The organism is Polynucleobacter yangtzensis (assembly GCF_027924165.1).
GTDB classification, from domain to species: domain Bacteria; phylum Pseudomonadota; class Gammaproteobacteria; order Burkholderiales; family Burkholderiaceae; genus Polynucleobacter; species Polynucleobacter yangtzensis.
The window spans coordinates 1916288-1942179 of record NZ_AP026973.1; the positions used below are offsets into that span (position 1 = coordinate 1916288).

Genomic DNA, 25892 nt, shown 5'->3' on the forward strand with positions numbered 1-25892 from the left:
AACGGCGACGCTTTAGCAGAATTTATGAATCGCCCTGCAAGTTGCCTTAACTCAGCGATGGAGGAATTCTATATGAAAAGCCGCTACTTGGGCAAGGCAGGCTGAAATCCACACAGTAAGAGCAGCATTGAATATCATTAGGGGGTGCGAAAACTCCTCCTTAAGCTCTGTCTCAATACGATTGCCGCGCTTCCTCTTGCCTTGGTTCAGGTAATTGGGGCTTCTTTAGGCATGCTCGCTTATGTTGGCTCAAAGCAATACCGCTCACTCTTTCGCCCTCAATATGAAGCCGTAGCCCAAGCTCGAAAATTGCCATTGAAGCTTTGGGAAGCCATCAGAGCATCTGGCATGCTTTTTTCAGACAGTCTGTGGATTTGGCGCAACCCACAAAAAGCACTGAAATTAGTTGAGGTGCAAAACTGGGATGTCGTTGAGGCGGCGATTGGCGAAGGGCATGGCCTGGTTATGCTTACACCCCATCTAGGCGGCTTTGAAATTATTCCCCGCGTCTTGGCGCAACATTTCCCCGCAACCATTCTGTACCGTCCGTCACGCCAAGAATGGCTCAATGAAGTGGTGGAAGAAGGTCGCGCCTATCCCAATATGCATTTTGTTCCGACCAACCTTAATGGCGTGCGTCAAATGACTCGAGCACTCACAAGGGGTGAGGCCATTGGCATTCTTCCCGATCAAGTGCCTAGCGGTGGTGAGGGTGTGTGGGTACCATTTTTCGGGCGCCCAGCTTACACAACACCATTGCCAGCTCGTCTTGCTAACCGCAACAACACTCCAGTCGTGATGTTTACCGCTAAGCGTAAAGGTATCGGCCAAGGCTGGCTAATGCAAGCAACTCGCCTTACGCCGTTATCTGAAGATGCCAACACTGCCGCTGCAGAGCTAAACATTGCTATTGAAAATGCAGTCCTTGTTGCACCAGAACAATTCATATGGTCCTACAACCGCTACAAGCATCCCGCTGGTGCAGAATTGCCTCCAAGCAATTAAATTAATTCGTTATCATTTCTGGAATGACCTGGTTACAAAACCTTTTCAATTTCTTGGCGCTCAGTCTTCTGCGCCTCTTTGCTTTTTTACCCTATACGATTACTGTCCATGTTGGCTATGGCCTCGGCTGGCTTGCAGCCCATATTCCGAATGGACGTAGCAAGGTAGTCAAAACCAATTTGCGTTTGTGCTTTCCGAATCTGAGCGAGGAAGAAATAAATAAGCTTGCAATTGAGCACTGGAAATTATTTGGTCGCAGCGTACTAGAGAGAAGTCGCATCTGGCTTGGTAGCGGTAAACAAATTACCGATATCGTCACCATTGAATCAGCGATCACCTTAGGAGATCGCAAACCACGCCTTCTCATTAATCCACACTTTGTTGGCCTTGAAGGTGGCTTTATGGCGCTTTCCGTATTGGCTACTCAACACGACTGGCCACGCGGTGCCGGTCTTTATCAAAATATGAAGAATCCCTTCTTCAATCAAAAAATGATTGAATGGAGAAATCGTTTTGGTGGCAAGTCCATTGAAAGACAGAGTCGCTTACGGGATCTCATTCGCGAAATTCAAACGGGTAATTTTATTTTTATTGCGCCTGATATTGATTTAGGGCCGCGGGATTCGGTCTTTGTTCCCTTCTTTGGCATCCAAACCAATACCATTACCTCTGTATCCCGCCTAGCAAGGCTCAGCGGGGCTGAGGTGTGCCTTATGACAACTACGTTAAATAAAGATCGTAAAGGCTACACCTGCCACATCAGTGCGCCCTTGCCTAACTTTCCAAGCGATGATGTGGAACAAGATACTGCGCGCCTCAACCAATATATTGAAGAGCTTGTTCGTGAAAGACCAGCGGAGTACTATTGGGTACATAAACGCTTTAAACATCGGCCGCCAGGCGAGCCGAGTCTTTACGATTAAATGGAAATATTTTGAGCATTAATACAAACAATCCAGTGCGCAAGCTACGCTTCACCAAAATGCATGGTGCTGGCAATGACTTCATTGTGCTCAATGGCATCAATCAAGACCTGAGCGGCATTACGCGTGAACAGTGGCAAGCATTGGCACACCGCCAATTCGGTATTGGCGCAGATCAAATTCTTCTGGTTGAAAAAGCGACGCGCCCAGATGCCGATTTTCGATATCGCATTTTTAATGCTGATGGTGGCGAAGTGGAGCAATGTGGCAATGGCTCTCGTTGCTTTGTACGTTTTGTATTGGATCAAGGGCTCTCCAATAAGAATCCCTTGCGCGTAGAAGTGGCACATACTGTGCTTACCCTCAAATCTCATCCCGATGGGCAAGTAGAGGTGGATATGGGCGCGCCTATTTTTGAACATAGCCACATTCCATTTAATGCAACTGGTTTGGCTAGCGTACAAGAGTTTCAAGAAACGCTATATGCGCTTCCGCTGAACTACCCAGCTACACACGACAGTTTGGTTGGTGTTTTATCTATGGGCAATCCACATGCAGTTCAAGTGGTTGGCGATGTTGATAGTGCGCCCGTACTTGAAGAAGGTCCTGAGATTGAAGGGTTTGCAGCGTTCCCCAAAAAAGTAAATGCAGGCTACCTACAAGTTATCAATCGCAATGAAATTAAATTGCGCGTGTTTGAGCGTGGTGCAGGTGAAACTTTGGCCTGTGGCACCGGCGCATGTGCGGCAGTTGTTTCTGGCATTCGCAGAGGCTTATTAGACTCACCGGTAAAGGTTCATACACGGGGTGGCGATCTACAAATTGCTTGGTCTGGAATCGTTGATGGCGTGACTCAATCAGTCATCATGACTGGTCCAGCAGTCACGGTATTTGAAGGTGAAACAGAAATCTAAGAGCGAGTGCTCTTAGATGCCGTACTTCTCACGATACGCTTTTACTGCAGGCAAATAATTAGTTAATTGAGTATCGCTTGATGCTGTCAGAAACGACATCAAGCCAGTCAGGTTCGCAATCGAAATCACTGGCAAACCAAACTCTAGCTCTACTGCTTGCACAGCAGATTTATCGCCAATATCCACAGCGTTACCTGAACGCTCCATACGATCCAAAGCAATCAATACTGCAGCAGGTTCTGCACCCGCCTTGCGGATCAGATCCACCGACTCTCTCACAGAGGTGCCAGCAGAAATCACGTCATCAATAATCACCACTCGCCCCTTAACAGGAGCACCCACCAAGACTCCGCCTTCACCATGATCTTTGGCTTCTTTGCGGTTATAGGCGTAAGGAACGTTGATGCCATCATCAGCCAAAGCGATTGCTGTAGCAGCTGCTAACGCGATTCCTTTATAGGCTGGGCCATAAAGCATGTCGAATTGCAGCTTCGACTCTTGTAATGCTTTGGAATAGTAGCGGCCTAGCGCACTCAAACGAGCGCCGTCATTGAATTCGCCGGCATTAAAGAAATAAGGCGAGAGTCTACCGGCTTTGGTTTTAAACTCCCCGAAGGACAAAACCTTTGCCTCTAAGGCAAAACGTATAAAGTTATCTTGATTTGAATTATTTGAGCTCATAGGCCTACATGTTACGCATCATTTCCGCGAACCTCAACGGTATCCGTTCCGCAGTCAAAAAAGGCTTTCTGCCATGGGCCGTAAAGCAAAAGGCCGACTTCATTTGCATGCAGGAGCTCAAAGCCCAGCGCGATGATTTAGAAGACGCCATTCTCAATCCCGATGGCTTGCATGCCTACTTCCACCATGCTGAGAAGAAGGGCTATAGCGGTTGCGGAATTTATACCCCTCATAAGCCTGATGAGGTCTTATACGGGTACGGTAATGAAGAGTTCGATGCTGAGGGGCGTTATGTAGAGGCGCGCTTTAAAGGGCTTTCTGTTATTTCGGTCTACATGCCCTCGGGCTCCAGCTCACCTGAGCGACAAGAGGCTAAATACCGCTATCTTGATAGCTTCCTCCCACATCTCATAGCCCTCAAAAAATCAGGTCGAGAGATTGTGCTTTGTGGAGACGTCAATATTGCCCATCAAGAAATCGACCTGAAGAACTGGAAAGGTAATCTCAAAAATTCTGGGTTTTTACCTGAAGAGCGTGCATGGTTAACCAATCTATTTAGCAAAGTGGGTTACGTCGATGTCTATCGTCAGCTCGAGCCCGAAGCGACTGAGACTTGTTACACCTGGTGGAGTAATCGCGGACAGGCTTATGCGAAAAACGTGGGGTGGCGCATTGACTATCACATTAGCACACCAGGTATTGCGCAAACCGCTAAGAAAACCACCGTATATAAAGATGAAAAATTTTCAGATCACGCACCACTCACTGTGGATTACGACTGGAAAATTTAAGCGGCAGTAAATTGCAGCAAAAAACAGCGGGGGAGATTACTCTCCTTCTTTTTTGATCTGCACGATCTTGAAATGAATCGTGGCCCAAATTAAGAGCAACACCGGAGCACCAATAATGGCGGTACCAAAGAAGAATGTCTGGTACCCGAAATTATCAACAAACACCCCTGAGAAGCCCGCCAACCATTTAGGCAGCAGCAACATCATCGAGCTAAACAAAGCGTATTGAGTGGCTGAGTAGCGGATGTTCGTCAGTGAAGATAAGAAAGCTATAAAGGCCGCACTCGCAATACCTGAGCTAAGGTTGTCTGCAGAAATTACCCAAATCAAGCCATGCAAGTCATGGCCTTGTGTTGCCAACCAGGCAAACAATAAGTTGCTGACCGCAGAGAGAACAGCGCCTACAAATAAAATGCGGAGCACACCAAATCGTAATGTAAGTACGCCACCAAGAAATGCGCCCACTAAAGTCATAATCACTCCAAATACTTTGCTGACTGCTGCCACCTCATCTTTGGTGTAGCCCATATCTACATAGAACGGATTAGCCATAATGCCCATCACTACATCGCTAATGCGATATACGGCAATCAAAGACAAAATCAATACTGCATGCCAACGATAGCGGGTGATGAATTCTGCAAAAGGCTCAACAAGCGTTTGATATAGCCATGCTTTAGCGGTACGCACTTTTGTCAACTCATACTTGACCGGCTCTTTGCTTAGCAAGGTTGTAATCACACCGACGCCAATAGAAGCAGCCATACAGAGATAAGCAAATTGCCATGCACTCGCATCGTATCCACTACCCGTTTCAGCACGAGCAGCAAGCCAAAGAACGCCAGCACCAGCCCAAATCAAGGCCAGTCGATATCCGGTTTGATATGTGGCAGCTAAAGCTGCCTGATGATCACTATTGGCAGATTCAATCCGAAATGCATCTAAAGCAATGTCTTGAGTAGCAGAACCGAAGGCCACCAACAAGGCGCACCAGACAATCGAATTGAGCGCGAGCTTTGGATCTGAAGTCGACATGCCAACCAGACCCAAAATGATGAGCGCTTGTGCAAAGAGCAACCAACTGCGGCGGCGCCCAAACAATTTCGTTAGCAAGGGAATTTGCAAACGATCTACGAGAGGCGCCCACATCCACTTAAAGGCATAGATCAAACCAACCCAGGTTAAGTAGCCAATAGTGCTGCGATCAATGCCGGCTTCACGCAACCAAAAACTAAGGGTTCCCAAAATGAGCAGCAAAGGTAGGCCCGCGGAGAAGCCCAGGAATAGCATGCGCAAGCAAGGCCACTCGAGATAAACCCGAAAATCTTTTATCCAAGATTGGACTGCAGTTAACACCTTTATATTTTTATCCTAGGCGCGACGAATGCGGAATAAGGCAAGGCTGCCAAAAAGGTTCGGCATCAAAGTAACTTGGCGACCTTCGTGCAAGATGCATTGATCGAGAATCTTTAGCCCAAGATTAGAGGCTAGCTTCTCAAAGTCAGTAACAGTGAGTACCCGCACGTTTGGTGTGTTGTACCACTGATAAGGCAGGCTCTTAGAGACTGGCATACGGCCTAAGCCCACAGCAAGGCGGTGCGACCAATGACCAAAGTTAGGAAACGAAATTACCGATTCTTTTCCTACACGCACAACTTCACGCAAAATCTTTTCAGTTTGATGAATGGTTTGCAAAGTTTGCGACAGAACAACCGTATCAAAACTATTGTCTTCAAAAAGGGCTAAGCCGCCCTCTAAGTCCTGCTGGATGACATTCAAGCCTTTTTGCACGCATGACAGTACACGTGAATCATCAATCTCAACACCATAGGAATGAACTGGCTTTTGCTTCTGTAGAAACTCTAAGAAACTACCATCGCCGCAACCAAGGTCCAGCACTTGAGTATTCGGTGCTATCCAATTGGAAATAGCGGCAAAGTCGGCGCGTTTATTTTGATTGCTCATACTTGAGTCTCGCGCATTTGCTTGAAGTAGGCTCGAACCAGATTGTGATATCGAGCATCATCTAATAAGAAGGCATCATGCCCATGAGGCGCATCAATTTCTGCATAAGTCACCTCACTCTTATTGCTTAACAAAGATTCCACAATCTCGCGACTACGATTAGGCGGGAAGCGCCAGTCTGTTGAAAAGCTCACTACCAAAAACTTGGCCTGCACTTCAGCTAGGGCGCGATTAAGACTGCCATCGTAACGACGTGCAGGATCAAAATAATCAAGCGCACGGGTAATCAGCAAATAAGTATTGGCATCAAAGTAGTTTGAGAACTTATCGCCCTGATGGCGGAGATAACTTTCAACTTCAAATTCAACATCAAAACTAAAGCGGTAGTCATTAGATTCGCCATTAGGGCGTTGTAATTCGCGCCCAAATTTTTCGGCCATGTCATCATCAGATAAATAGGTAATGTGCCCAACCATGCGCGCTAAACGCAAGCCGCGCTTAGGCACTACGCCATGCTCGTAATAGTTACCGCCATGAAAATCGGGGTCAGACAAAATAGCATTGCGCGCCACTTCATTAAATGCAATGTTCTGCGCACTCAGTTTTGGAGTGGATGCGACTACAACGCAATGCTCTATTCGCTTGGGGAACTGAATAGCCCAAGCCATTGCCTGCATACCGCCCAAACTACCACCCATCACGGCGGCAAATTTACGAATACCCAGCTTGTCAGCCAAGCGCGCTTGAGTGTTCACCCAGTCTTCAACAGTGACCACTGGAAACTCAGCGCCATAAGGCTTGCCAGTTGCAGGATTTATGCTCATAGGCCCAGTCGAGCCAAAGCATGAGCCTAAGTTATTAACACCGATTACAAAAAAGTGATTGGTATCAACAGGCTTGCCTGGGCCAATCATGTTGTCCCACCAACCAATATCCGTTGGATCCTCTGGACTTGGGCCGGCTACATGATGTGACGCATTGAGTGCATGACAAACTAGAACAGCATTACTTTTGTCTGCGTTAAGCTTGCCGTAGGTTTCAATGACTAAATCGTAGCCAGACAACACAGCGCCACTCTGCAAAGGCAGGGGCTCGGCAAAATGAATAGTATTTCTAGAGAGATTTAGCTCGCTCATTCTGACAGGAGAAGGCGCAAACTAACATCAGACGCTTCGGTGGGCAACTTCTTAAACCCGCTACGGGCAAAGCGATGCCAACGGCCCAAAACAAAACTCATCAACATAGCAGCGCGAATGCTAACCTCTTCTTGACCAAGCTGCGCCCAATTACCACCTTGAGTTTGGGCAATGCGCAAAGCCTGCTTAAGAGATGCTTCAACGCGATCTAAGACTTGAGTAATACGCTCTTGCAGACGATCATCTTCCTGCAACAAGGCATCGCCCAATAAAACGCGAGTCATACCTGGATTCTTTTCGGCAAAGAATAAAAGCATTTGCAAAATACCGCGTGCTTGGGCAAGGCCGGACTCTTCTTTTTGGTTGATCTGATTAATCAAACCAAAGACCGTTTGTTCAATAAACGAAATGAGGCCCTCGAACATCTGCGCTTTACTTGCGAAATGGCGATACAAGGCCGCTTCTGAAACTTGAATTTTGGCTGCTAATGCAGCAGTAGTAACGCGCTCACCCTTCGGGTTTTGCAACATCTCTGCAAGGACCTGCAGGATCTGCAGACGGCGTTCGCCCGGCTTGGGACGCTTACGTGCCTTACCAGCATCAGCACTGCTGTCGTTAATATCTGCCGGCTCTAAAGATTCGCGCATGCTTATTTACTTACCTAGAACGAATCATCGTACCGAACGCTTGCTCGGTCAGAATTTCTAACAATAAAGAATGCTCAATACGACCATCAATGATGTGCACTGAATTAACACCGCTCTTTGCCGCATCTAATGCAGAAGAAATCTTGGGCAACATGCCGCCAGAAATCGTGCCGTCAGCAAACAAGCCATCGATTTCTCTGGCAGTGAGGTCGGTCAAGAGGGTGCCATTCTTATCCATCACGCCTGGAATATTCGTCATCATGACCAACTTCTCTGCGTGCAAAATTTCAGCCATCTTGCCAGCAACTAAGTCTGCATTGATGTTGTAGGCCTGACCTTCTTCGCTAAATCCAATCGGAGAAATCACCGGAATAAAAGCATCGTCTTGTAAGGCTTTTACAACTGCAGGATTAATGGCCTCAATTTCACCAACAAATCCCAAATCAATTGTTCCGCCAGCATTCTTTTCATCGGCAACCAACATTTTTTTGGCGCGGATGAGTCCGCCGTCTTTACCAGTCAAGCCTACAGCTTGGCCACCAAAGTGGTTAATCAACATCACGATGTCTTGCTGCACTTCACCACCCAAAACCCACTCCACCACTTCCATGGTTTCTTCGTCGGTCACGCGCATACCTTGAATAAAGGTACCGGTCTTACCGATTTTCTTAAGAGCTTCATCAATTTGTGGTCCGCCGCCATGAACCACTACAGGGTTCATGCCAACAAGTTTGAGCAAAATAACATCGCGCGCAAAACTTTCTTTGAGGCGCTCTTCAACCATGGCGTTTCCACCGTACTTAATCACGATCGTTTTGCCGTGATACGAACGGATGTAAGGCAAAGCCTCAGCCAGAATCTCCGCTTTCAACAAAGGGGAGATATCGCTAATAGTTGGTAAATGCTTAGTCATTGCTACTTAAAATTTATTCGCCAAATAATTTTTGACGGAGTTCACGACGCTCTTGAGCCTCAAGAGATAAATTGGCTGTAGGCCTTGCAATTAAACGGTTCAAGCCGATTGGCTCACCAGTTTCTTCACACCAACCATAGTCTCCAGATTCAATACGCGCTAAAGCTTGTTCTACTTTTTTGAGCAACTTGCGCTCGCGATCGCGCGTACGCAATTCCAAAGCATGCTCTTCTTCAATCGTGGCACGATCCGCAGGATCTGGAACCAAAATATTTTCACGCAGGTGCTCTGTTGTCTCGGAGGCATTCTTTAGAATGTCATCCTTGAGAGTAAGTAATTTTTGACGGAAAAAATCTAACTGGGCAGCATTCATGTAGTCCTTCTCGGACATCTTGAGCAATTCAGCCTCCGTTAAAGGCGCGCCTTTTGGAGCTTTTGTGCTCGCAGCTTTACTGCTTGCTTTTGCAGCAGTTGCTGGTTTTGTTGCTGTTTTTACCGTCATCTCATTCTTCCTTGGTTTGAAGCATTATTGCCTCATTCTGCCAAACTTTTACAGCCCTCGAATCAATATTTCTCAATATTCATAATACTGACCGTGGCGGCGGATTGTACCCGAATCTTTCTAGGCCAAACAGCCTTCGAGCCCAGCCAGTAGGGTGTCTTTAGGCAAATCGATGCCAATAAATACCATACGGGTTTGCTTGGGTTCTGAACCCCAAGGACCAGCTAAATCGCTGCCCATCATCTGATGAACCCCCTGGAACACTACTTTTCGGGCACTTCCCTTCACGTAGAGGACACCTTTATAGCGCAGCATCTTCTCTCCAAAGACCTCCAAGATGCCACCAAGGAAGTCTTCCAACTTTTTGTGATCAAAGGGTTTATCACTACGAAAAACAAAGGATTGAATGCGGTCTGTATGGCCCGCATGACCATGGTGGTGGTCATGGCTATGATCGTGGCCGCAGGTGCTGTGATCATGATCGTGACTATGGTCATGGCCGCAATGCTCATGATCGTGGTCATCCTGCTCCAGGAAGTGAGGATCAATATCCAGCTTGGCATTCAAATTGAAGCCCTTGAGATCTAAAACAGCATTCAACGGCACCACACCCTTAGAAATGCCAGCAATAGGCGCCCTTGGGTTCATGTGCATCAGACGATTACGCAAAGCGTCTACTTCTGCGGGAGTAACTAAATCTGTCTTCGTAATAAAGATTTGATCGGCAAAGCCAACTTGGCGCTGCGCCTCTTCATGCTCATTGAGTTGCTGCTGACCGTGCTTGGCGTCCACTAGGGTAACCACAGCATCTAAGACATAGTGATCAGCAACATCGTCATCCATAAAGAAAGTCTGGGCTACAGGACCGGGATTAGCAACGCCCGTCGTTTCAATCACAACGCGATCAAAACTAATCTTCTTATCCTTACGCTGTTCCCAAAGCTCATTTAGTGCTTCAACGAGGTCACCACGAATGGTGCAGCAAATACAGCCGTTACTCATTTGCACAATATTCTCTTGGTTGTCTTGCACCAAGATATCGTTATCAATATTTTCTTCACCGAACTCATTCTCGATCACAGCAATTTTTTTGCCATGCTCTTCAGTGAGAATGTGTTTGAGCAAAGTTGTTTTGCCGCTTCCTAAGAAGCCAGTCAAAATGGTTACCGGAATTAATGCCATGGATGATCCAATCAAAATCTAGAGGCCAAAGTTTCCCAAAGCGGGAAACCTTCTATCTTACCGAGTTCCTCAAGCTTTGCCAGCCTTTGCGCGTGGATGCGCTTTATCGTATGCCTGAGCAAGGTGTTGAAAATCTAGCGAGGTGTAAATCTGGGTGCTGGCGATGCTGACATGCCCCAACATCTCCTGAACAGCGCGCAAATCTTGGGATGATTGCAGCACATGACTTGCAAAGCTATGGCGCATCATATGGGGGTGCACATGCGTTGGTAAGCCGGCGCGCATTGCCAAGGTGCGTAAGCGCGCCTGCACAGTGCGTGGCGATAAACGCTTGCCTGTGGCAGATAAAAATAGTGCGATTGACTCTTCGGTGTAGCTTCCGGCATCGCGCAGCTCTCGCCATGCCATAAGAGATTTCATTGCTGGCACCCCGACAGGAACCGAACGCCGCTTGCCGCCCTTACCCAAAACAGTGACCTCAGCAGCATCCCAATCCAACCAACCAGCAGACTCATGTTGGCGATCTTTACTTTGCATCACATCAATTCCGAGGAGCTCCGAAAGACGCAAGCCGGAGGAATAGAGCAAATCAATAATTGCCGCATCCCGAATCGATTCCAAATCCTTTTTCTCTTCTGCCTCTTTGACTGCTTGATTTACCAAGGCAAGCGCCTGCTCAACAGATAAGGCTTTGGGCAAAGACTTCAGGCGCTTTGGTGCCTTGACATCATCGACGGGATTAGCAACGAGTGCGCTTGTTACCTTGCCTGCGCGCACATCACGTCGCGCATCCTTTTCGCTGAGCCAGTCGTACCAGCCACGCCATGCAGATAGCGCTCTCGCAATGCTTCTTGAGGATTTGCCTTTGGAATGCAAACGACCAGCCCAACGACGCACATGACCATTGCTTACCTTTAATAATTCAATAGAGTCTTCAAGAGCAAAGTTTTGGAGGTCGCTCAAATCCATGCCATACGCCTTGAGCGTATGTGGCGAGAGTTGACGCAACACATGCAACTCATGCAAATACTCTTGCATGAGGGGGTGAAGATCAGTCGCCTTTAATTTCATAAGCCTGGATGCGATCCAAAGCTGCAGCAGTTAATTCAGCAATCTGACGTAAATAGAACGCGCCCATATCAGCCGTAAAGCGTGACTCGTCTTTACTTGCCAGCAATAACACTGCAGGGGATTGACTGGCGCCAATGCTTTTGCCCAGCGGCAAGCCAATAGCGACCATGCTTTGCCACTCAGGATCGATAGTCGTTTGGCTGGCGAGTAAGTCAACGCTGGCAGCAGCTAGTTCTTTTGCCGAGCCACACAAGGGCGTATCAACCCAGGGACCAAAAGCAGAATTTGGTGAAAGTAATTGCGCAGATTCCACTTCAAATACTTCTGCCAAACCAGAAGTAATCGCAGCCTCTACATCGGCTTTATTGTTTGCTTTCATTAAACGCAACAACCAAGCAACTAAGCTTTGCTGAGTTTTATCGTTACGACTACCAAAGTGCAACATCTCACTTAAGCGACGATTAAGCTCTTGATTCTGTGTACGCAACACTGTCATCTGGCGCTCTTGCAAAGAAATCGCACGGTCTTCATGAGGGTGCTTAATTCGGATCTCATTAAAGAGATCGGCGTAGCGCTCAAAAAAGCCCGGGGTTACTCGCAACCACTCAGCAACCAACTCTTCTTGCTCGGCTTGTTTTGGATCTATTGCGCTCATCAATTGCTTTCTAAATATGTTCTTTTGTTAACCCAGCTTCTTACGCAAGAGTTCGTTTACCTGACCAGGATTGGCTTTGCCTTGCGAGACCTTCATGATCTGGCCCACTAATGCATTAAACGCCTTCTCTTTGCCTGAGCGGAACTCTTCCACGGACTTCTGATTAGCTGCCAATACTTGATCAATGATGGCTTCAATTGCGCCACTATCGCTAATTTGCTTCAAGCCCTTGGCGTCAATCACTTGGTCCACAGTGCTAATGGCCTTGCCTGCAATAGCCTCTTCCCATAGAATCGCAAAGATGTCTTTAGCAATTTTGTTGGAGATGGTGCCATCCGCTACGCGAGTCAGCAATGGTGCCAAATGCTCAGCCTTTAATGGTGCTTCTGCTGCTGCAATACCAGCACGATTTAATGATGATGCAAGTTCGCCAGCAATTAAATTAGCTGCCGCTTTTGCCAATGGCTTACCGACGATTGCCAATAGATCTTCAAATACTTTTGCAGTGTCGCGATCTTGAGTTAACAACTGCGCATCGTAGGCACTTAAACCAAATTCGCTTTGCCACTGATCACGCAACTGCGCAGGAAGTGCAGGCATCTTGCTGCGCACATCTACAATCCATGCGTCATCAATAACTACTGGCAATAAATCAGGATCTGGGAAATAGCGATAGTCATTTGCGTCCTCTTTACTCCGCATGCTGCGTGTTTCACCGCGATCAGGATCGTACAAACGGGTCTCTTGAACAACGGTACCGCCATCTTCAATTAACTCAATTTGACGACGTACTTCGTATTGAATTGCCTCTTCCAAGAAACGGAAGGAGTTCAGATTCTTGATTTCGCAACGGGTGCCAAACTCAGCTTGCCCCATAGGACGAACAGATACGTTCGCATCGCAACGGAATGAACCTTCTTGCATATTGCCGTCACAAACGCCAAGCCAAACCACCAGTCCATGCAGGGCTTTAGCATAGGCAACAGCCTCAGCAGCGCTGCGCATCACCGGTTCGGTCACGATTTCTAATAAAGGAGTACCCGCACGGTTTAGATCAATGCCGCTTGAAGGTTCGCCATGAGGACCAGTAAAACCCTCTTCGTGAACCGATTTACCTGCATCCTCTTCCATGTGGGCACGAGTGAGCTGCACTACCTTCACTTCATCGCCAACCAGAATTTCTACCTGGCCACCCACAACAATCGGAATTTCCATCTGGCTAATTTGATAGCCCTTCGGTAAGTCAGGATAGAAATAGTTCTTACGCGCAAAGATGCTTGCCGGTGAAATCTTTGCATTGACGGCTAAGCCAAAACGAATCGCATGTTCAACAGCTTGACGATTGAGGACAGGCAAGACACCAGGCAATGCAAGATCAACCGCACATGCTTGTGTATTTGGCTGCGCACCAAAGCGCGTGCTCGCACCACTAAAAATCTTCGACTGTGTTTGTAGTTGTGCGTGGGTCTCTAGACCAATAACGACTTCCCATTGCATCATGACACCTCACTTGCTTGACGCAAATGCCAATCACTGGCTTGCTGATATTGATGAGCCACTTGCAATAAGCGTGCTTCTGAAAAATAGTTGCCGATGAGTTGCATGCCAATAGGTAAGTTATTGGTATTAAATCCGCATGGGACACTCATTGCTGGCAGGCCCGCTAAGTTAGTAGACAGGGTGTAAATATCTTCTAGATACATTTGCACAGGATCTTTTGATTTTTCACCTAAGCGCCAGGCCACATCAGGGGCTACGGGACCCAGAATGACATCGCACTGGTTGAATGCCGCCTGGAAATCGGCCGCAATAATGCGACGAATCTTTTGTGCTTGGAGATAGTAGGCATCGTAGTAACCATGACAAAGAACATAGGTTCCAATCATGATGCGGCGCTTCACCTCAGAACCAAAACCTTCAGTGCGGGACTTTGCATACATGTCGCCAAGGTCGCGATATTCATTTGCACGATAACCGTAACGTACGCCATCGAAGCGACTCAAATTACTTGATGCTTCTGCTGGTGCCAAAACGTAATACACAGGAATTGATAATTTGGTTTTAGGTAAGCTGACTTCAACTAGTGTCGCGCCTAAGTTTTCTAAAAGCTTGGAGGCTTCGTTTACGGATTTGGCAACATCGCTTGCTAAACCTTCAGCAAAGAACTCTTTTGGCAAACCAACACGCAAACCTTCTAGTGGTTTTGCTGAATTGTTGTTTCCCTCTTTCCAATTTTGGTTGAGGTAACGGCCGTAATCTTCTCCGGAGTCCGCCAAAGAAGTGGAGTCACGCGGATCATGCGAAGACATTGCTGAAAGTAGCAAAGCGCAATCTTCTGCGGTCTTGCCCATCGGGCCCGCTTGATCGAGTGAAGATGCATAGGCGATCATGCCGTAACGAGATACGCGCCCATAACTAGGCTTAATTCCGGTTAGGCCACAGAAGGCGGCTGGCTGACGAATGGAACCACCAGTATCTGTACCGGTGGCAATCGGCGCCAAGCCAGCAGCAACCGCTGCAGCAGAGCCACCAGAAGAGCCTCCAGCTACGTGTGCGGCATTCCAAGGATTTAAAACCGGTCCAAAGGCAGAGTTTTCGTTGGATGAGCCCATTGCGAACTCATCCATATTGGTCTTGCCCAGGCAAACCATGCCAGCACCATGGGGATTGTTTTCGTCTGGGATTCCCAGATTAGCCACTACCGTGGCATCAAAAGGGCTCTGATATCCAGCCAAGATTTTGGAGGCTGCAGTTGACTTCCAGCCACGCGTTACGAAGACATCTTTGTGAGCAACAGGGATGCCGGTTAACTTGCCAGCCTTGCCAGATGAAATTAGATGATCTGCTTTATTTGCTTGCTCTAAGCTTAAGTGAGCATTCACATCAAGATAGGCATTCCACTGTTTTCCAGCCTCAATACGGTCCAAAAAGTACTGGGTTAGCTCAGTGCTGGAGACCTCTTTTGCGGCTAGTGCTTTTGCCATTAAGGCAATCGGGGTATTGTGCCAACTCATTCGATCACCTTTGGCACCAAGAAGTAGCCATCCTGCTGCGCAGGGGCTGATTGCATGTTTTCAGCACGGTGGTCTGACTCAGTAACCTGGTCAGCACGCATAGGCTGAGCCAAATCACGTAAAAAGAGGATTGGATGAGCCAAAGGCTCAAGACCAGTTGTGTCAACTGCTTGCATTTCCTCAACCAAGGAAAAAATAGCCTGCAATTGAGGCAAAACTGCCTCGGCTTCTGCCTGATTTAACTCAAGCCTAGAAAGGTGCGCAATGCGCTGGACATCATCAAGTTTCATGGGGCGCTAGAGTATCATTCCTATATATTTTCATTAACACTTTCTATTTTCCCACTACATCATGTTTGGTTTTTTCCGCAGCTACTTTTCCAATGACCTAGCCATCGACCTAGGAACCGCCAACACCTTAATTTATATGCGTGAGCGGGGTATTGTCCTCGATGAACCTTCTGTTGTGGCAATTCGCCAAGAAGGTGGTCCAAACGGCAAAAAGACCATTTTGGCCGTCGGCAAAGAGGCAAAAGCGATGTTGGGACGTGTTCCAGGGAATATTGAGGCAATTCGCCCAATGAAAGACGGCGTTATCGCTGACTTCACAATTACTGAACAAATGCTCAAGCAATTTATCAAGCTTGTGCACGAGAGCAAATTATTAAAGCCAAGCCCACGCATCATCATTTGCGTTCCTTGTGGATCTACTCAAGTTGAACGTCGTGCGATTCGTGAATCTGCATTAGGCGCTGGCGCATCACAGGTATTTTTAATTGAAGAGCCGATGGCTGCTGCAATTGGTTCTGGCTTACCTGTTTCTGAAGCTGCTGGTTCAATGGTTGTCGACATCGGTGGCGGTACAACTGAAGTTGGCGTAATGTCATTGGGCGGCATGGTTTACAAAGGCTCCGTTCGTGTTGGTGGCGACAAGTTTGATGAAGCCATTACAAATTACATCCGTCGTAACTACGGCATGTTGATCGGCGAACAAACTGCTGAGTTAATTAAGAAGACAATTGGTTCTGCTTTCCCTGGCGCTGAAGTACGCGAGATGGAAGTAAAGGGTCGCAATCTTTCCGAAGGTATTCCACGTAGCTTCACCGTTACCAGCAATGAAATTTTGGAAGCATTAACTGATCCATTGAATCAAATCGTGACTGCGGTAAAAGCCGCTCTCGAGCAGATTCCACCTGAGTTGGCGTCCGATATTGCTGAGCGCGGCATGATGCTCACAGGCGGCGGCGCTTTATTGCGTGACCTTGATCGCCTCTTGCTTGAAGAGACTGGCTTGCCAATTCATGTTGCAGAAGATCCTTTAACTTGCGTGGCTCGTGGTTGCGGTATCGCACTTGAGCGCATGGATAAGTTAGGCGGAGTGTTCTCGCACGAGTAAGCGACATACACGTCGATCAGGGAATTGCAACATAGCGCTCCACCACTTTTCAGACAGGGCATTCCGGCCTTACTTAAACTGATTGTCTGTCTGTCGATCAGCATCGCTCTGATGCTGATCGATTTTCGTTTCAAAGCACTCGATCCCATCCGCAACAACGTCAATTGGATTTTGCGTCCACTTGAATATGTGATGATGATGCCGCGCAATGCGCTCGAAGCAACATCAGAATATTTCACAACAAGATCAACTCTTGATCAAGAAAATCAAGTCATGAAAGTGCGCCAAGCAGAACTTTCTCTGCTGGCAAATCAATCTGAATTTTTGATGGTGGAAAACCAAAACCTGCGCGAGCTGATGGCTTTGCAAAAACAGGTTCCATTCAAAACATTGCCGGTCGAAATTCTATTTAATCCTCCTAACCCGATTTCTCAGCGCATTGTGATCAATCGCGGCAGCAATGATGGCTTGAAGCTTGGCAACCCCATCGCCAATGATTCTGGCATTTTGGGCCAGGTAGTCCGCCTCTATGAGCGCTCTGCAGAGGTTTCCCTGTTAGAAGACCGCGATTTTGCGGTTCCAGTACAGGTGGCACGTAATGGCCTGCGTGCAGCGGTCTTTGGCACTGGGCGTGGCAATCCCTTAGAACTTCGATATTTACCTGTAGCCAGTGATTTAGAAGTCGGCGATATTTTGCTGACCTCTGGAATTGACGGCGTTTACCCCCCAGGTTTTGCGGTGGCTGTCATTAGCAAAATTGAGCGCAATGTTGACAAGAATTCATCTAACGTTTTTTGTGTACCAGTAGCAGCAGTCAATCGCTATCGTCAAGCGCTCGCACTTTTATATGATCCACAATTTGATGCTAAAGCTCCAACAAATAACAAGTCAGCCACTGGTGTAACCAATACACCGGGACGTCGACAAACTCGTGCGCGGGGAATGCAATGATTGATTTCCAAAGCGGCTATATTCTGCGCCCGGTAAATCCGGTCTTTATTTACTTCAGCTTATTTTGTGCGCTGCTATTAAATCTGCTGCCGATTGGTAATTATGGTTGGGTGCCAGATTGGTTAATTCTGTGCATCGTGTTTTGGAATATTCATCAGCACCGTTATGTGAGCGTGATCACCGCCTTCATTCTGGGCCTCATGATGGATGTTCACAACTCCGATCTACTAGGCTTACACGCCTTTAGTTACTCGCTTGTTGCTTACGTTGCCATCTCCTGGCACAGGCGCATCGTGGCTCTCACCGTGCTTTCACAAGCTCTGCATCTACTCCCGATTTTCTTATTGGTCTCACTATTTCCCGTTCTCGCGCATTGGTTGCTAAGCGGCGAACTTTATTGGTGGGCTCTCACAGGCGCTATTCAAGCGCTGATAGAGGCAATGCTCTGGCCAATAGCGACGCGCATCCTACTTGCGCCACAGCGTCGTCCCATAGATGTTGATCACAATCGACCTCTGTAAGAAACAAGATGGTTTCTTTTAAAAAGCCTGACCTAGACTCATTTCAAGAGCGCATTCACATTGCGACCTTGTTCGTCACCGTTTGTTTTTTATTGCTTGTTACTCGCCTTGTATGGCTGCAACTAGTCAGTCACGGAAAATATGCGCTACTAGCGGAGAGTAATCGCATTGCTCTTGTTCCTGCTCCTGCAAACCGAGGTCTTTTAATTGATCGCAATGGCATTGTGATCGGCAGGAATTATTCCGCCCTCACTCTGGATGTGAATGCTGAAGAGGTAAAAGGCAACGTAGACCAACTGATTAGTGATCTTTCCGAAATTATTGATATTTCACCCAGAGATAGGCGTAATTTCAAGCGATCCCTCGAAGATTCACGGAATATGGGCACTTTTCCCCTGCGTTCTATGCTCAACGAGACCGAAACTGCCCGTTTTATGGCAAATCGCTACCGTTTTCCTGGAGTAGAAATCCGGGCCAGGAGCTTCCGGGAGTACCCATACAACGAATTGGCCTCCCATTTGATTGGCTATATTGGCCGCGTCTCTCAAAAAGACAAGGAGCGCATGCAGGCCGAAATCGAGGGCGCCAAGGCTGACGATCCAGATGCTTTACAGGCATCTTTCTTGCCAGGCATTCAGTACGTTGGAAAGATTGGTTTAGAGCAAAGCTACGAAACTGTTTTGCGTGGAGTGCCTGGATACGACCAAGTAGAAATTACTGCCGGCGGAAAACCCGTACGCACACTTTCTAGTTCGCCCTCAGTTCCCGGAAAGAATGTGGTTCTCTCAGTTGATATCAAGCTGCAATATTTGGTTGAGCAGCTTTACGGAAATTTCCGTGGCGCGTTTGTCGCGATTGAACCTGAGACTGGAGATGTCTTAGCATTTGTTTCTAAGCCCAACTTCAATCCAAATGATTTTGTTGAGGGCATTGATTCGGTCACCTGGAAAGAGTTGAACGACTCACCACAGAAGCCCCTCTATAACCGTCCGCTAAAAGGCATCTATCCACCAGGATCAACTTATAAGCCTTTCATGGCGCTAGCCGCCTTGGAATATAAAAAGCGTACGCCATCGCAATCCATCTCCGATCCTGGATACTTTGAGTTTGGCAATCACACTTTCCGCGACGACAAAAAAGGTGGTCATGGCATTGTGGATATGCAAAAGTCAATTGTTGAATCTTGCGATACCTATTACTACTTACTTGCACGTGATATGGGCGTCAACATGATGCATGACTTTATGAAGCCGCTTGGCTTTGGTCAAATTACTGGCATTGATTTACAAGGTGAAGCAAGAGGCGTTCTACCATCTACCGAGTGGAAGAAAAATACTTTCAAAAAACCAGAACAGCAAAAATGGTACGAAGGTGAGACCATTTCTCTTGGCATTGGTCAGGGCTATAACGCTTTTACTATTTTGCAATTGGCTCATGCCATGGCGAACGTGGCTAATAACGGCATTGTGATGAAACCGCACTTAGTGAAAGCAATTGAAGATCCATTCACACGAAACAGAGTGCTCACAACACCCAAAGAAAGTTATCGCATCGATCTCAATGCAGAAAATATTGAAGTCATCAAGAAAGCGATGCTTGAGGTAAACATTTCAGGCACGTCTGCTGCTGCGTTTAAAGGCACCGGCTATCAAGTTGGCGGCAAAACAGGAACTGCACAAGTCTTTAGCTTGAATTCCAAGGAATATAAACATAGTGCTACTGCAGAATTCTTACGCGACCATGCTCTATATATTGCATTTGCTCCGGTAGATAAACCAACCATTGTGATTGCCATGGTTGTAGAGAACGCTGGCTTCGGCGCACAGTATGCAGCGCCAATTGCACGTAAAGCATTGGACTACTACATTGAGGGCAAGTGGCCTAAGGAGATTCCTGAATGGAAAAGAGCCCCTTAATTAAAGTTAAAGGTTTTTTCTTTAGCATCTTTGCTGGATTAGACCGCCAGCTAGGCCTTATTCTGCTTGGCTTAGCGGCTGTTGGCTTTTTTACTTTTTTATCAGCAAGTCAAAACACTCCCGTACAAATTGCAGAAGAGTTGCGTAATCTTGCGCTCTCATTTGTGGTGATGTGGTTCGTTTCACGCATACCGCCAAAATGGTTAGAGATGGGTGCAGTTTGGATTTATGGGTTTGGTGTTGCTCTTTTAATTGCAGTGGCTGCATTTGGATTAATCAAAAAAGGTGCGCGTCGCTGGCTCAATATTGGAGTAGTGATTCAGCCATCTGAAATTATGAAAATTGCAATGCCACTGATGCTTGCTTGGTATTTTCAAAGGCGCGAGGGCATTCAAAAAAATTGGGACTATGCGGTTGCCGCGATTATTTTGGCCATCCCGGTTTTTTTAATTGCCCGTCAGCCCGATTTAGGAACTGCTCTCTTAGTTTTTGCTGCGGGACTTTACGTCATTATTTTGGCGGGCCTGCCATGGAAATGGATTTTGCCCTTTGTTGCTCTAGGCGTTATTGGTATTCTGCTAATTATTATTTTCGGTAGCACTATCTGCGCACATGATGTAGTTTGGCCGCTTGTACATAATTATCAAAAGCATCGTGTTTGCACTTTGCTAGATCCAACTAGTGATCCATTGGGCAAAGGCTTTCACACTATTCAATCTATGATTGCGATTGGCTCAGGTGGATTCTTTGGTAAGGGTTGGTTTCAGGGAACTCAGGCACATTTGGAATTCATCCCAGAAAAACATACTGACTTTGTGTTTGCCGTTTTCTCCGAGGAGTTTGGTCTATTAGGTAACTTAGTATTGCTTGCACTTTTCTTCGCCCTGATTAAAAGAGGGCTCGCCATCTCCGCAAGCGCGCCTAATTTATTTACAAGACTTTTGGGTGCGGCAGTAACCTTGATTTTCTTTACTTATGCTTTTGTGAATATCGGCATGGTGAGCGGTCTATTGCCCGTTGTTGGGGTGCCGTTACCATTTATTAGCTACGGTGGTACTGCGCTAGTTACCCTGGGATTTGGTGCGGGCATATTGATGAGCATTCATCGTCATCGCCGCTTAGTGCAAAGCTAAATACAAATTGTTTTAGCAGTCCGCAATTCTTGAGGAAATAAAAAAGCCCGGCATGCCGGGCTTTTTTATCAACAAAGGAAGAATTACTTCTTACGCTTGTTAACAGAATCTTTAAATGCTTTACCAGCAGAAAACTTAACTGTTTTTGCAGCGGCGATTTTGAGTGGCTCGCCAGTTTTTGGGTTGCGACCCATACGTGCAGCACGTTTGCCTGAAGCAAAAGTACCAAAGCCGATCAGTTGTACTGAGTCACCTTTAGTAACAGCTTTGATGATTGTCTCGATAGCAGAATTCAATGCGAATTCAGCTTTGGCTTTAGAAATCTCCGCGTCGTCAGCAATCGCTGCGATTAGTTCGGCTTTGTTCAAGTGAAGCTCCTTATAGATATTGATGTCAGCGCACATTACGCCTACATGATTTTAACCACAAAAAATTACAAAAATAAAGTTGCGCTACAGCAATTTTTTAACACGACTACAAACTACTCATCCAAAACTACGATATCAGAAACAAAATACTCCGTGTCGCCAAAACAGGTTGTCGGCAATCCGATGTGTTGCTCATACTTTAGGGCAACCTTTTTTCCTAAATTAGCATTTATTTTTTGCGCCACAGCATCTTCACGCACCGTAAAGAGGAATTTTTCTGACATAGTCCCCGGCATGGAAACCATGGCCAATTCACCCTCCCAGGTTTTGCATACATAGCCGCGATTAGAGAATTTCTGCACATATCCGGCACGCTCGCCACTTCCGTAGCTCCAATTGAGCATTGCCCACGTATAGACTGAAATGCCCACTAACCCAATTAAAACAAGGCTTAAGAGCCATTTTATAAAGCTATTCATCAGAATTTCCTTGGTAAATCACCACACAAACCCTAAGCGGGTACTTATATCTTCTATAGGAAGTATATGAGCATCTAGTTGCGAGAAATACTCTATTTGAGTCCAGCATCCAAATTAAAATATCCATAACTACCTTAAATAGACAAAAAATATGGAAATCCGCCACATCATCTTTTTTATTTTTGTAGCGTCAGCTATTTACGTCTATTTCAGGGGAAAGGTGCGTTTTGGCGTAGTAAGGTCCCTTACGGACTACCAGGTGCTTCTAGCGCCAGTAAATACCCTGCTGTATCTCTTTTCAAAAGTGAAGGCCAGCGCCTTTATTCCAGTTAGTCAATTTCCCGAGATGAAGCCCATTCAAGAAAACTGGGAAACCATTCGCCAGGAGGCACTTTCTCTACAAGAGGGTGGGTCTATTGCAGCGGCTACTGGCTATAACGACATTGGCTTTAATTCATTCTTTCGCACCGGCTGGAAGCGTTTTCACCTTTGCTGGTACGGAAAAGAGGTGCCGTCAGCCCAAGCTAAATGCCCGAAAACGGTCGCCCTACTTAAATCAATCCCTTCCGTCAAAGCGGCCATGTTCGCGTCGCTACCACCCGGAGCAACTTTGGTGCGGCACCGAGACCCCTACGCAGGCTCCTTGCGCTATCACATTGGCTTATCTACACCGAACAACCCCAAGTGCTTTATTGATGTCGATGGCGAGCGCTATTACTGGAAAGATGGTGAAGCGGTGATGTTTGATGAAACCTACATTCACTTTGCCGCCAATGAAACCGATCAGCAGAGGATTATTTTGTTTTGCGATGTTGAGCGACCTGTTTACACCAAAGCTGTTGAATTATTCAATCGCTGGTTTGGGCGATACGTTATGAGTGCAGCCTCCTCTCAAAACGTAGAAGGTGAAAAAGTTGGGTTTGTAAATGTTCTATTTACCTATTTTTACCAACTTCGCGCGCAAGCCAAAAAACTAAAAGCAAAACATCGCACCGTTTATTACGTAGGCAAGTGGGTTCTCATTCTGGGAATTTTGTGGGCTATTTTTTGGTAGGCCTCAGGGACTCAACATCTGAGCAATTTGCTCTGGGCTAATGGGCCCCCAAATTTCCACTCTTTTCTTACGGCTATTTTGACCAGAAACAAATTGAATTTGCTTCTGAGGCACTCTTAATTGCTTAGAAAGCCAGGCCAATAAAAGTTCATTTGCCTTGTTTTCAAGGGCGGGCGCCTGTAGAGAAATTTTTAAACAGCCATCATGCAAGCCAACCACCTTGGTTTGTTTTGCGCCTGGCTGGCAGTGCAAATTTAGGATGATTCCAGTGGGGGTTTGTTTTAACCAAATAGGTGTCATCAAAGTACTTTAAACTGAAACTATGACGATGAAGAATTCCCAAGCTTTAGAGCAACTATTTTCAAACAATCGCGCCTGGGCCGAAAGCATGGTGGCCAAGGATGCTAACTTCTTTAAGCGCTTAGTTTCTCAACAAGCTCCGGAGTATCTTTGGATCGGCTGTTCTGATAGTCGAGTGCCAGCAAATGACATTGTCAATTTATTGCCCGGTGAATTATTTGTTCATCGAAATGTTGCAAACGTCGTTGTCCACACTGATTTGAATTGTTTATCCGTTATTCAGTTTGCTATCGACCTACTTAAGGTGAAACATATTCTGGTGGTGGGTCATTACGGCTGTTCTGGTGTGCATGCAGCATTAACTGATAAGCGAGTAGGTCTTGCTGATAACTGGTTACGGCACGTTAAAGATGTGCATCAAAAACACGAGCGTTATCTGGGTGACATGATCCCAACTCCAAAACGTCAAGATCGATTATGCGAGCTCAACGTCATTGAGCAAGTAGTGAACGTTTGTGAAACTACCATCGTGCAAGATGCATGGGCACGCGGACAAGATCTAACGGTTCACGGCTGGGCTTATCGACTTGAGACCGGCCTTGTTAATGATTTAGGAATGTCAAGTAGTTCCATCGAAGAAATGACTGAGCGCTATGTGAAGTCAGTTAAGCGTTACGAACTAGCGCAAAATTAATTTGCTCAAATCTTTTTCTAACCATGTAGTCGTTGCACTACTCAAGCTTCTTGCGCTGCTACCTTATAGATCATTAGTTGCCATTGGTTATGGGCTTGGCTTTATAGCTGCTCGCATTCCCGGCGATAGAAATCGGGTTGTAAAAACCAATCTGCGACTATGCTTTCCCCAATTAAGCTCAGCTGAAATTGATAGCTTAAGCAAACAACATTGGCTTTTACTCGGCCGTAGCCTGGTTGAAAAAAGCATTATTTGGTGCGGTAGCTCAAAACAATTGAGCAATATGATCGAAGTGAAGTCAGCAGTAGATCTTTCTAGTAAAAAACCTCGCATCTTAGTGAATATGCACTTCACCGGAATTGAAGGTAGCATTATTTTGAGTGCGCTGAGCAAAGAAAAGCACTGGCCACGTACTTCCGGATTTTTTCAAAGAATGAAGAATCCATTTTTTAATAAAAAAATTGTGGAATGGCGTAATCGTTTTGGCGGCAACTCTATTGATCGGCAGGGAAATGTTAAAGCCATCATTCGAGAAATTCGTAACGGTGACTTCATCATCATTGCGCCGGATATTGATTTAGGCCTCAAAGATTCTGAGTTCGTACCATTTTTCGGAATTCAAACAAATACGATCACTACGATTTCTCGCTTAGCCAAAATTACTGGCGCCGACGTGTGTCTAATGACAACAACCTTGAAAGCAGATGAATCTGGATATCTATGTGAAATTGGAAAACCATTAGAGAATTTTCCCGGGGAAGATCCAAAATCAGACACCGCACGTCTTAACCAATACTTTGAAGATGAAATTCGACTGCGCCCGGCGGAATACTATTGGGTTCACAAGCGCTTCAAAAACCGTCCCGACAACAGCCCAAACCCCTATAACCCTTCTATCTAGAGGCCTTTTGTCCTATCATTAAGGGATGACTGAACGTATTGGGCTATTTGCCGACCTCCACAGTAATTTAGAGGCTTTTGATGCTTGTATGGCACGCGCCGAAGAGCTTGGAGTAACCCGGATGGTTTTTTTGGGTGACCTAGTGGGCTATAACGCCGACCCTGTAGCGCTCGTTGATCGCATTGCCGATCTCGTAGAGAACAAAAAAGCGATTGCCATTCTCGGCAATCATGATGAAGCTGTATTTAAGGACAGCCGCAGTCAAATGAACTCCAACGCAAATGCTGCTATTGAATGGACTAAGTCTCAACTTAATTCTGGCCATGTAGAGTTCCTTAAAAATCTTCCACTCATGGTTCAAGAAGATCAGATTTGTTTTGTCCACGCCTCCGCACATAATCCAGCTGACTGGAATTACATTACCGATAGTATGAGCGCTTGGCGCTGCGTACAAAACTCAGGGAAAAATTACACCTTTGTTGGTCATGCACACGAACAAGCTTTGTTTTATCAAAGTGCCGTTGGCAAACTCATACGTTTTGCGCCGCATCCTGGCGATGAAATTCCAGTACTACATCATCGCCAGTGGGTTGGAGTTGTGGGCTCACTTGGTCAACCCAGAGATGGCAATCCAGAGGCATGCTTCGCAGTTTTTGAACCCGAATCTGAAATGCTCACCTTTCATCGCACCCCTTACGATCACTTTACTGCTGCCGAAAAAGTGCGTCGCGCTGGACTGCCGGAAGATTTGGCTAATCGCCTCATTACAGGCAAGTAAGTC

General features: G+C 46.6%; 29 protein-coding genes. 13 read left to right on the top strand and 16 right to left on the bottom strand.

Going from position 1 to position 25892, the window contains the following annotated elements; genetic code table 11:
• Positions 1-144 precede the first annotated feature (144 nt).
• From QMF28_RS09625 to dapF, 3 genes are read left to right on the top strand one after another with little or no spacing between them, the layout of a single operon-like run.
• Positions 145-1005, top strand: a complete 861-nt coding sequence (locus QMF28_RS09625; protein ID WP_281742477.1) for a lysophospholipid acyltransferase family protein — start codon at positions 145-147, stop codon at positions 1003-1005.
• Between the two features lie 23 nt (positions 1006-1028).
• Positions 1029-1928 carry an LpxL/LpxP family acyltransferase gene (locus tag QMF28_RS09630; RefSeq protein WP_281742478.1) on the top strand — a complete coding sequence of 300 codons (900 nt, stop codon included), beginning with the start codon at positions 1029-1031 and terminating at the stop codon, positions 1926-1928.
• A gap of 59 nt (positions 1929-1987) precedes the next feature.
• Positions 1988-2842: a diaminopimelate epimerase gene (dapF, locus tag QMF28_RS09635; RefSeq protein ID WP_281743677.1), complete on the top strand. Its 855-nt coding sequence runs from the start codon at positions 1988-1990 to the stop codon at positions 2840-2842.
• A 12-nt stretch (positions 2843-2854) separates the two neighbouring features.
• On the opposite strand, the gene pyrE is transcribed toward dapF, so the two are convergent.
• A complete protein-coding gene (gene pyrE, locus QMF28_RS09640) occupies positions 2855-3523 on the bottom strand; it encodes an orotate phosphoribosyltransferase (protein WP_281742479.1) in 669 nt (222 codons plus the stop codon).
• An 8-nt stretch (positions 3524-3531) separates the two neighbouring features.
• Between pyrE and QMF28_RS09645 the strand changes: the two genes are divergently transcribed.
• On the top strand, positions 3532-4314 hold the full coding sequence (locus QMF28_RS09645; RefSeq protein WP_281742480.1) for an exodeoxyribonuclease III: 783 nt from the start codon (positions 3532-3534) through the stop codon (positions 4312-4314).
• Between the two features lie 36 nt (positions 4315-4350).
• On the opposite strand, the gene QMF28_RS09650 is transcribed toward QMF28_RS09645, so the two are convergent.
• From QMF28_RS09650 to gatC, 12 genes are all read right to left on the bottom strand, one after another.
• Positions 4351-5670, bottom strand: a complete 1320-nt coding sequence (locus QMF28_RS09650; RefSeq protein ID WP_281742481.1) for an AmpG family muropeptide MFS transporter — start codon at positions 5668-5670, stop codon at positions 4351-4353.
• Positions 5671-5685: 15 nt separating this feature from the next.
• The gene (gene metW / locus QMF28_RS09655; RefSeq protein ID WP_281742482.1) at positions 5686-6279 is read right to left on the bottom strand and encodes a methionine biosynthesis protein MetW; all 594 of its coding nucleotides are present in this window, start codon (positions 6277-6279) and stop codon (positions 5686-5688) included.
• Complete coding sequence (metX, locus tag QMF28_RS09660) at positions 6276-7415, bottom strand: homoserine O-succinyltransferase MetX (RefSeq protein ID WP_281742483.1); 1140 nt, start codon at positions 7413-7415, stop codon at positions 6276-6278. The genes metW and metX overlap by 4 nt, the downstream gene beginning before the upstream one ends.
• Positions 7412-8062: a nucleoid occlusion factor SlmA gene (gene slmA / locus QMF28_RS09665; protein WP_281742484.1), complete on the bottom strand. Its 651-nt coding sequence runs from the start codon at positions 8060-8062 to the stop codon at positions 7412-7414. The genes metX and slmA overlap by 4 nt, the downstream gene beginning before the upstream one ends.
• Positions 8063-8072: 10 nt before the next feature.
• Positions 8073-8975 carry an acetylglutamate kinase gene (gene argB, locus QMF28_RS09670; protein ID WP_216185208.1) on the bottom strand — a complete coding sequence of 301 codons (903 nt, stop codon included), beginning with the start codon at positions 8973-8975 and terminating at the stop codon, positions 8073-8075.
• Between the two features lie 13 nt (positions 8976-8988).
• The gene (gene dksA / locus QMF28_RS09675) at positions 8989-9477 is read right to left on the bottom strand and encodes an RNA polymerase-binding protein DksA (protein ID WP_281742485.1); all 489 of its coding nucleotides are present in this window, start codon (positions 9475-9477) and stop codon (positions 8989-8991) included.
• A 120-nt stretch (positions 9478-9597) separates the two neighbouring features.
• Positions 9598-10659, bottom strand: a complete 1062-nt coding sequence (locus tag QMF28_RS09680; protein ID WP_281742486.1) for a CobW family GTP-binding protein — start codon at positions 10657-10659, stop codon at positions 9598-9600.
• A 69-nt stretch (positions 10660-10728) separates the two neighbouring features.
• Positions 10729-11730 (bottom strand): tyrosine recombinase XerC, encoded by a 1002-nt coding sequence (locus QMF28_RS09685; RefSeq protein WP_281742487.1) that lies wholly within the window; start codon positions 11728-11730, stop codon positions 10729-10731.
• Positions 11711-12385 carry a DUF484 family protein gene (locus tag QMF28_RS09690; protein ID WP_068319836.1) on the bottom strand — a complete coding sequence of 225 codons (675 nt, stop codon included), beginning with the start codon at positions 12383-12385 and terminating at the stop codon, positions 11711-11713. The genes QMF28_RS09685 and QMF28_RS09690 overlap by 20 nt, the downstream gene beginning before the upstream one ends.
• Positions 12386-12412: 27 nt before the next feature.
• Positions 12413-13885, bottom strand: coding sequence for an Asp-tRNA(Asn)/Glu-tRNA(Gln) amidotransferase subunit GatB (gene gatB, locus QMF28_RS09695; protein WP_281742488.1), 1473 nt, complete (start codon positions 13883-13885; stop codon positions 12413-12415).
• The gene (gene gatA / locus QMF28_RS09700; RefSeq protein WP_281742489.1) at positions 13882-15399 is read right to left on the bottom strand and encodes an Asp-tRNA(Asn)/Glu-tRNA(Gln) amidotransferase subunit GatA; all 1518 of its coding nucleotides are present in this window, start codon (positions 15397-15399) and stop codon (positions 13882-13884) included. Before gatA ends, gatB begins: the two co-directional genes overlap by 4 nt.
• Positions 15396-15689, bottom strand: a complete 294-nt coding sequence (gene gatC / locus QMF28_RS09705; RefSeq protein ID WP_068319845.1) for an Asp-tRNA(Asn)/Glu-tRNA(Gln) amidotransferase subunit GatC — start codon at positions 15687-15689, stop codon at positions 15396-15398. Before gatC ends, gatA begins: the two co-directional genes overlap by 4 nt.
• Before the next feature lie 61 nt (positions 15690-15750).
• On the opposite strand from gatC, the gene QMF28_RS09710 reads away from it, so the two are divergent.
• From QMF28_RS09710 to rodA, 5 genes are read left to right on the top strand one after another with little or no spacing between them, the layout of a single operon-like run.
• A complete protein-coding gene (locus QMF28_RS09710) occupies positions 15751-16794 on the top strand; it encodes a rod shape-determining protein (protein ID WP_068319852.1) in 1044 nt (347 codons plus the stop codon).
• A 24-nt stretch (positions 16795-16818) separates the two neighbouring features.
• Positions 16819-17745 carry a rod shape-determining protein MreC gene (mreC, locus tag QMF28_RS09715; RefSeq protein WP_082786340.1) on the top strand — a complete coding sequence of 309 codons (927 nt, stop codon included), beginning with the start codon at positions 16819-16821 and terminating at the stop codon, positions 17743-17745.
• Complete coding sequence (gene mreD, locus QMF28_RS09720) at positions 17742-18266, top strand: rod shape-determining protein MreD (RefSeq protein WP_216213059.1); 525 nt, start codon at positions 17742-17744, stop codon at positions 18264-18266. Before mreC ends, mreD begins: the two co-directional genes overlap by 4 nt.
• 8 nt (positions 18267-18274) lie before the next feature.
• Complete coding sequence (gene mrdA / locus QMF28_RS09725) at positions 18275-20182, top strand: penicillin-binding protein 2 (protein ID WP_345739968.1); 1908 nt, start codon at positions 18275-18277, stop codon at positions 20180-20182.
• Entirely contained in the window at positions 20164-21315 is a 1152-nt protein-coding gene (rodA, locus tag QMF28_RS09730) for a rod shape-determining protein RodA (RefSeq protein ID WP_281742490.1), read from the top strand. The genes mrdA and rodA overlap by 19 nt, the downstream gene beginning before the upstream one ends.
• A gap of 83 nt (positions 21316-21398) precedes the next feature.
• Here rodA and QMF28_RS09735 read toward each other — a convergent pair whose 3' ends face one another.
• Positions 21399-21683, bottom strand: coding sequence for an HU family DNA-binding protein (locus QMF28_RS09735; protein WP_068320646.1), 285 nt, complete (start codon positions 21681-21683; stop codon positions 21399-21401).
• A gap of 113 nt (positions 21684-21796) precedes the next feature.
• Positions 21797-22162 (bottom strand): hypothetical protein, encoded by a 366-nt coding sequence (locus QMF28_RS09740; RefSeq protein WP_068319864.1) that lies wholly within the window; start codon positions 22160-22162, stop codon positions 21797-21799.
• Positions 22163-22319: 157 nt separating this feature from the next.
• Here QMF28_RS09740 and QMF28_RS09745 point away from each other — a divergent pair, with 157 nt between their 5' ends.
• Positions 22320-23216 carry an aspartyl/asparaginyl beta-hydroxylase domain-containing protein gene (locus QMF28_RS09745; protein WP_281743679.1) on the top strand — a complete coding sequence of 299 codons (897 nt, stop codon included), beginning with the start codon at positions 22320-22322 and terminating at the stop codon, positions 23214-23216.
• A 3-nt stretch (positions 23217-23219) separates the two neighbouring features.
• On the opposite strand, the gene QMF28_RS09750 is transcribed toward QMF28_RS09745, so the two are convergent.
• Positions 23220-23516 (bottom strand): DUF167 domain-containing protein, encoded by a 297-nt coding sequence (locus QMF28_RS09750; protein ID WP_281742491.1) that lies wholly within the window; start codon positions 23514-23516, stop codon positions 23220-23222.
• A 22-nt stretch (positions 23517-23538) separates the two neighbouring features.
• On the opposite strand from QMF28_RS09750, the gene can reads away from it, so the two are divergent.
• From can to QMF28_RS09765, 3 genes are read left to right on the top strand one after another with little or no spacing between them, the layout of a single operon-like run.
• On the top strand, positions 23539-24210 hold the full coding sequence (gene can / locus QMF28_RS09755; RefSeq protein WP_281742492.1) for a carbonate dehydratase: 672 nt from the start codon (positions 23539-23541) through the stop codon (positions 24208-24210).
• Between the two features lies 1 nt (position 24211).
• The gene (locus tag QMF28_RS09760; RefSeq protein WP_281742493.1) at positions 24212-25111 is read left to right on the top strand and encodes an LpxL/LpxP family acyltransferase; all 900 of its coding nucleotides are present in this window, start codon (positions 24212-24214) and stop codon (positions 25109-25111) included.
• Positions 25112-25136: 25 nt separating this feature from the next.
• The gene (locus QMF28_RS09765; protein WP_068319878.1) at positions 25137-25889 is read left to right on the top strand and encodes a metallophosphoesterase family protein; all 753 of its coding nucleotides are present in this window, start codon (positions 25137-25139) and stop codon (positions 25887-25889) included.
• Positions 25890-25892: the final 3 nt, after the last annotated feature.

Coding starts and splice junctions, on each gene's coding strand:
- QMF28_RS09630 (WP_281742478.1), top strand. CDS start 1,029: ATGACCTGGTTACAAAACCTTTTCAATTTCTTGGCGCTCAGTCTTCTG.
- dapF (WP_281743677.1), top strand. CDS start 1,988: ATGCATGGTGCTGGCAATGACTTCATTGTGCTCAATGGCATCAATCAA.
- pyrE (WP_281742479.1), bottom strand. CDS start 3,523: ATGAGCTCAAATAATTCAAATCAAGATAACTTTATACGTTTTGCCTTA.
- QMF28_RS09645 (WP_281742480.1), top strand. CDS start 3,532: ATGTTACGCATCATTTCCGCGAACCTCAACGGTATCCGTTCCGCAGTC.
- metW (WP_281742482.1), bottom strand. CDS start 6,279: ATGAGCAATCAAAATAAACGCGCCGACTTTGCCGCTATTTCCAATTGG.
- metX (WP_281742483.1), bottom strand. CDS start 7,415: ATGAGCGAGCTAAATCTCTCTAGAAATACTATTCATTTTGCCGAGCCC.
- slmA (WP_281742484.1), bottom strand. CDS start 8,062: ATGCGCGAATCTTTAGAGCCGGCAGATATTAACGACAGCAGTGCTGAT.
- argB (WP_216185208.1), bottom strand. CDS start 8,975: ATGACTAAGCATTTACCAACTATTAGCGATATCTCCCCTTTGTTGAAA.
- dksA (WP_281742485.1), bottom strand. CDS start 9,477: ATGACGGTAAAAACAGCAACAAAACCAGCAACTGCTGCAAAAGCAAGC.
- QMF28_RS09680 (WP_281742486.1), bottom strand. CDS start 10,659: ATGGCATTAATTCCGGTAACCATTTTGACTGGCTTCTTAGGAAGCGGC.
- QMF28_RS09685 (WP_281742487.1), bottom strand. CDS start 11,730: ATGAAATTAAAGGCGACTGATCTTCACCCCCTCATGCAAGAGTATTTG.
- QMF28_RS09690 (WP_068319836.1), bottom strand. CDS start 12,385: ATGAGCGCAATAGATCCAAAACAAGCCGAGCAAGAAGAGTTGGTTGCT.
- gatB (WP_281742488.1), bottom strand. CDS start 13,885: ATGATGCAATGGGAAGTCGTTATTGGTCTAGAGACCCACGCACAACTA.
- gatA (WP_281742489.1), bottom strand. CDS start 15,399: ATGAGTTGGCACAATACCCCGATTGCCTTAATGGCAAAAGCACTAGCC.
- gatC (WP_068319845.1), bottom strand. CDS start 15,689: ATGAAACTTGATGATGTCCAGCGCATTGCGCACCTTTCTAGGCTTGAG.
- QMF28_RS09710 (WP_068319852.1), top strand. CDS start 15,751: ATGTTTGGTTTTTTCCGCAGCTACTTTTCCAATGACCTAGCCATCGAC.
- mreD (WP_216213059.1), top strand. CDS start 17,742: ATGATTGATTTCCAAAGCGGCTATATTCTGCGCCCGGTAAATCCGGTC.
- mrdA (WP_345739968.1), top strand. CDS start 18,275: ATGGTTTCTTTTAAAAAGCCTGACCTAGACTCATTTCAAGAGCGCATT.
- rodA (WP_281742490.1), top strand. CDS start 20,164: ATGGAAAAGAGCCCCTTAATTAAAGTTAAAGGTTTTTTCTTTAGCATC.
- QMF28_RS09740 (WP_068319864.1), bottom strand. CDS start 22,162: ATGAATAGCTTTATAAAATGGCTCTTAAGCCTTGTTTTAATTGGGTTA.
- QMF28_RS09750 (WP_281742491.1), bottom strand. CDS start 23,516: ATGACACCTATTTGGTTAAAACAAACCCCCACTGGAATCATCCTAAAT.
- can (WP_281742492.1), top strand. CDS start 23,539: ATGACGATGAAGAATTCCCAAGCTTTAGAGCAACTATTTTCAAACAAT.
- QMF28_RS09765 (WP_068319878.1), top strand. CDS start 25,137: ATGACTGAACGTATTGGGCTATTTGCCGACCTCCACAGTAATTTAGAG.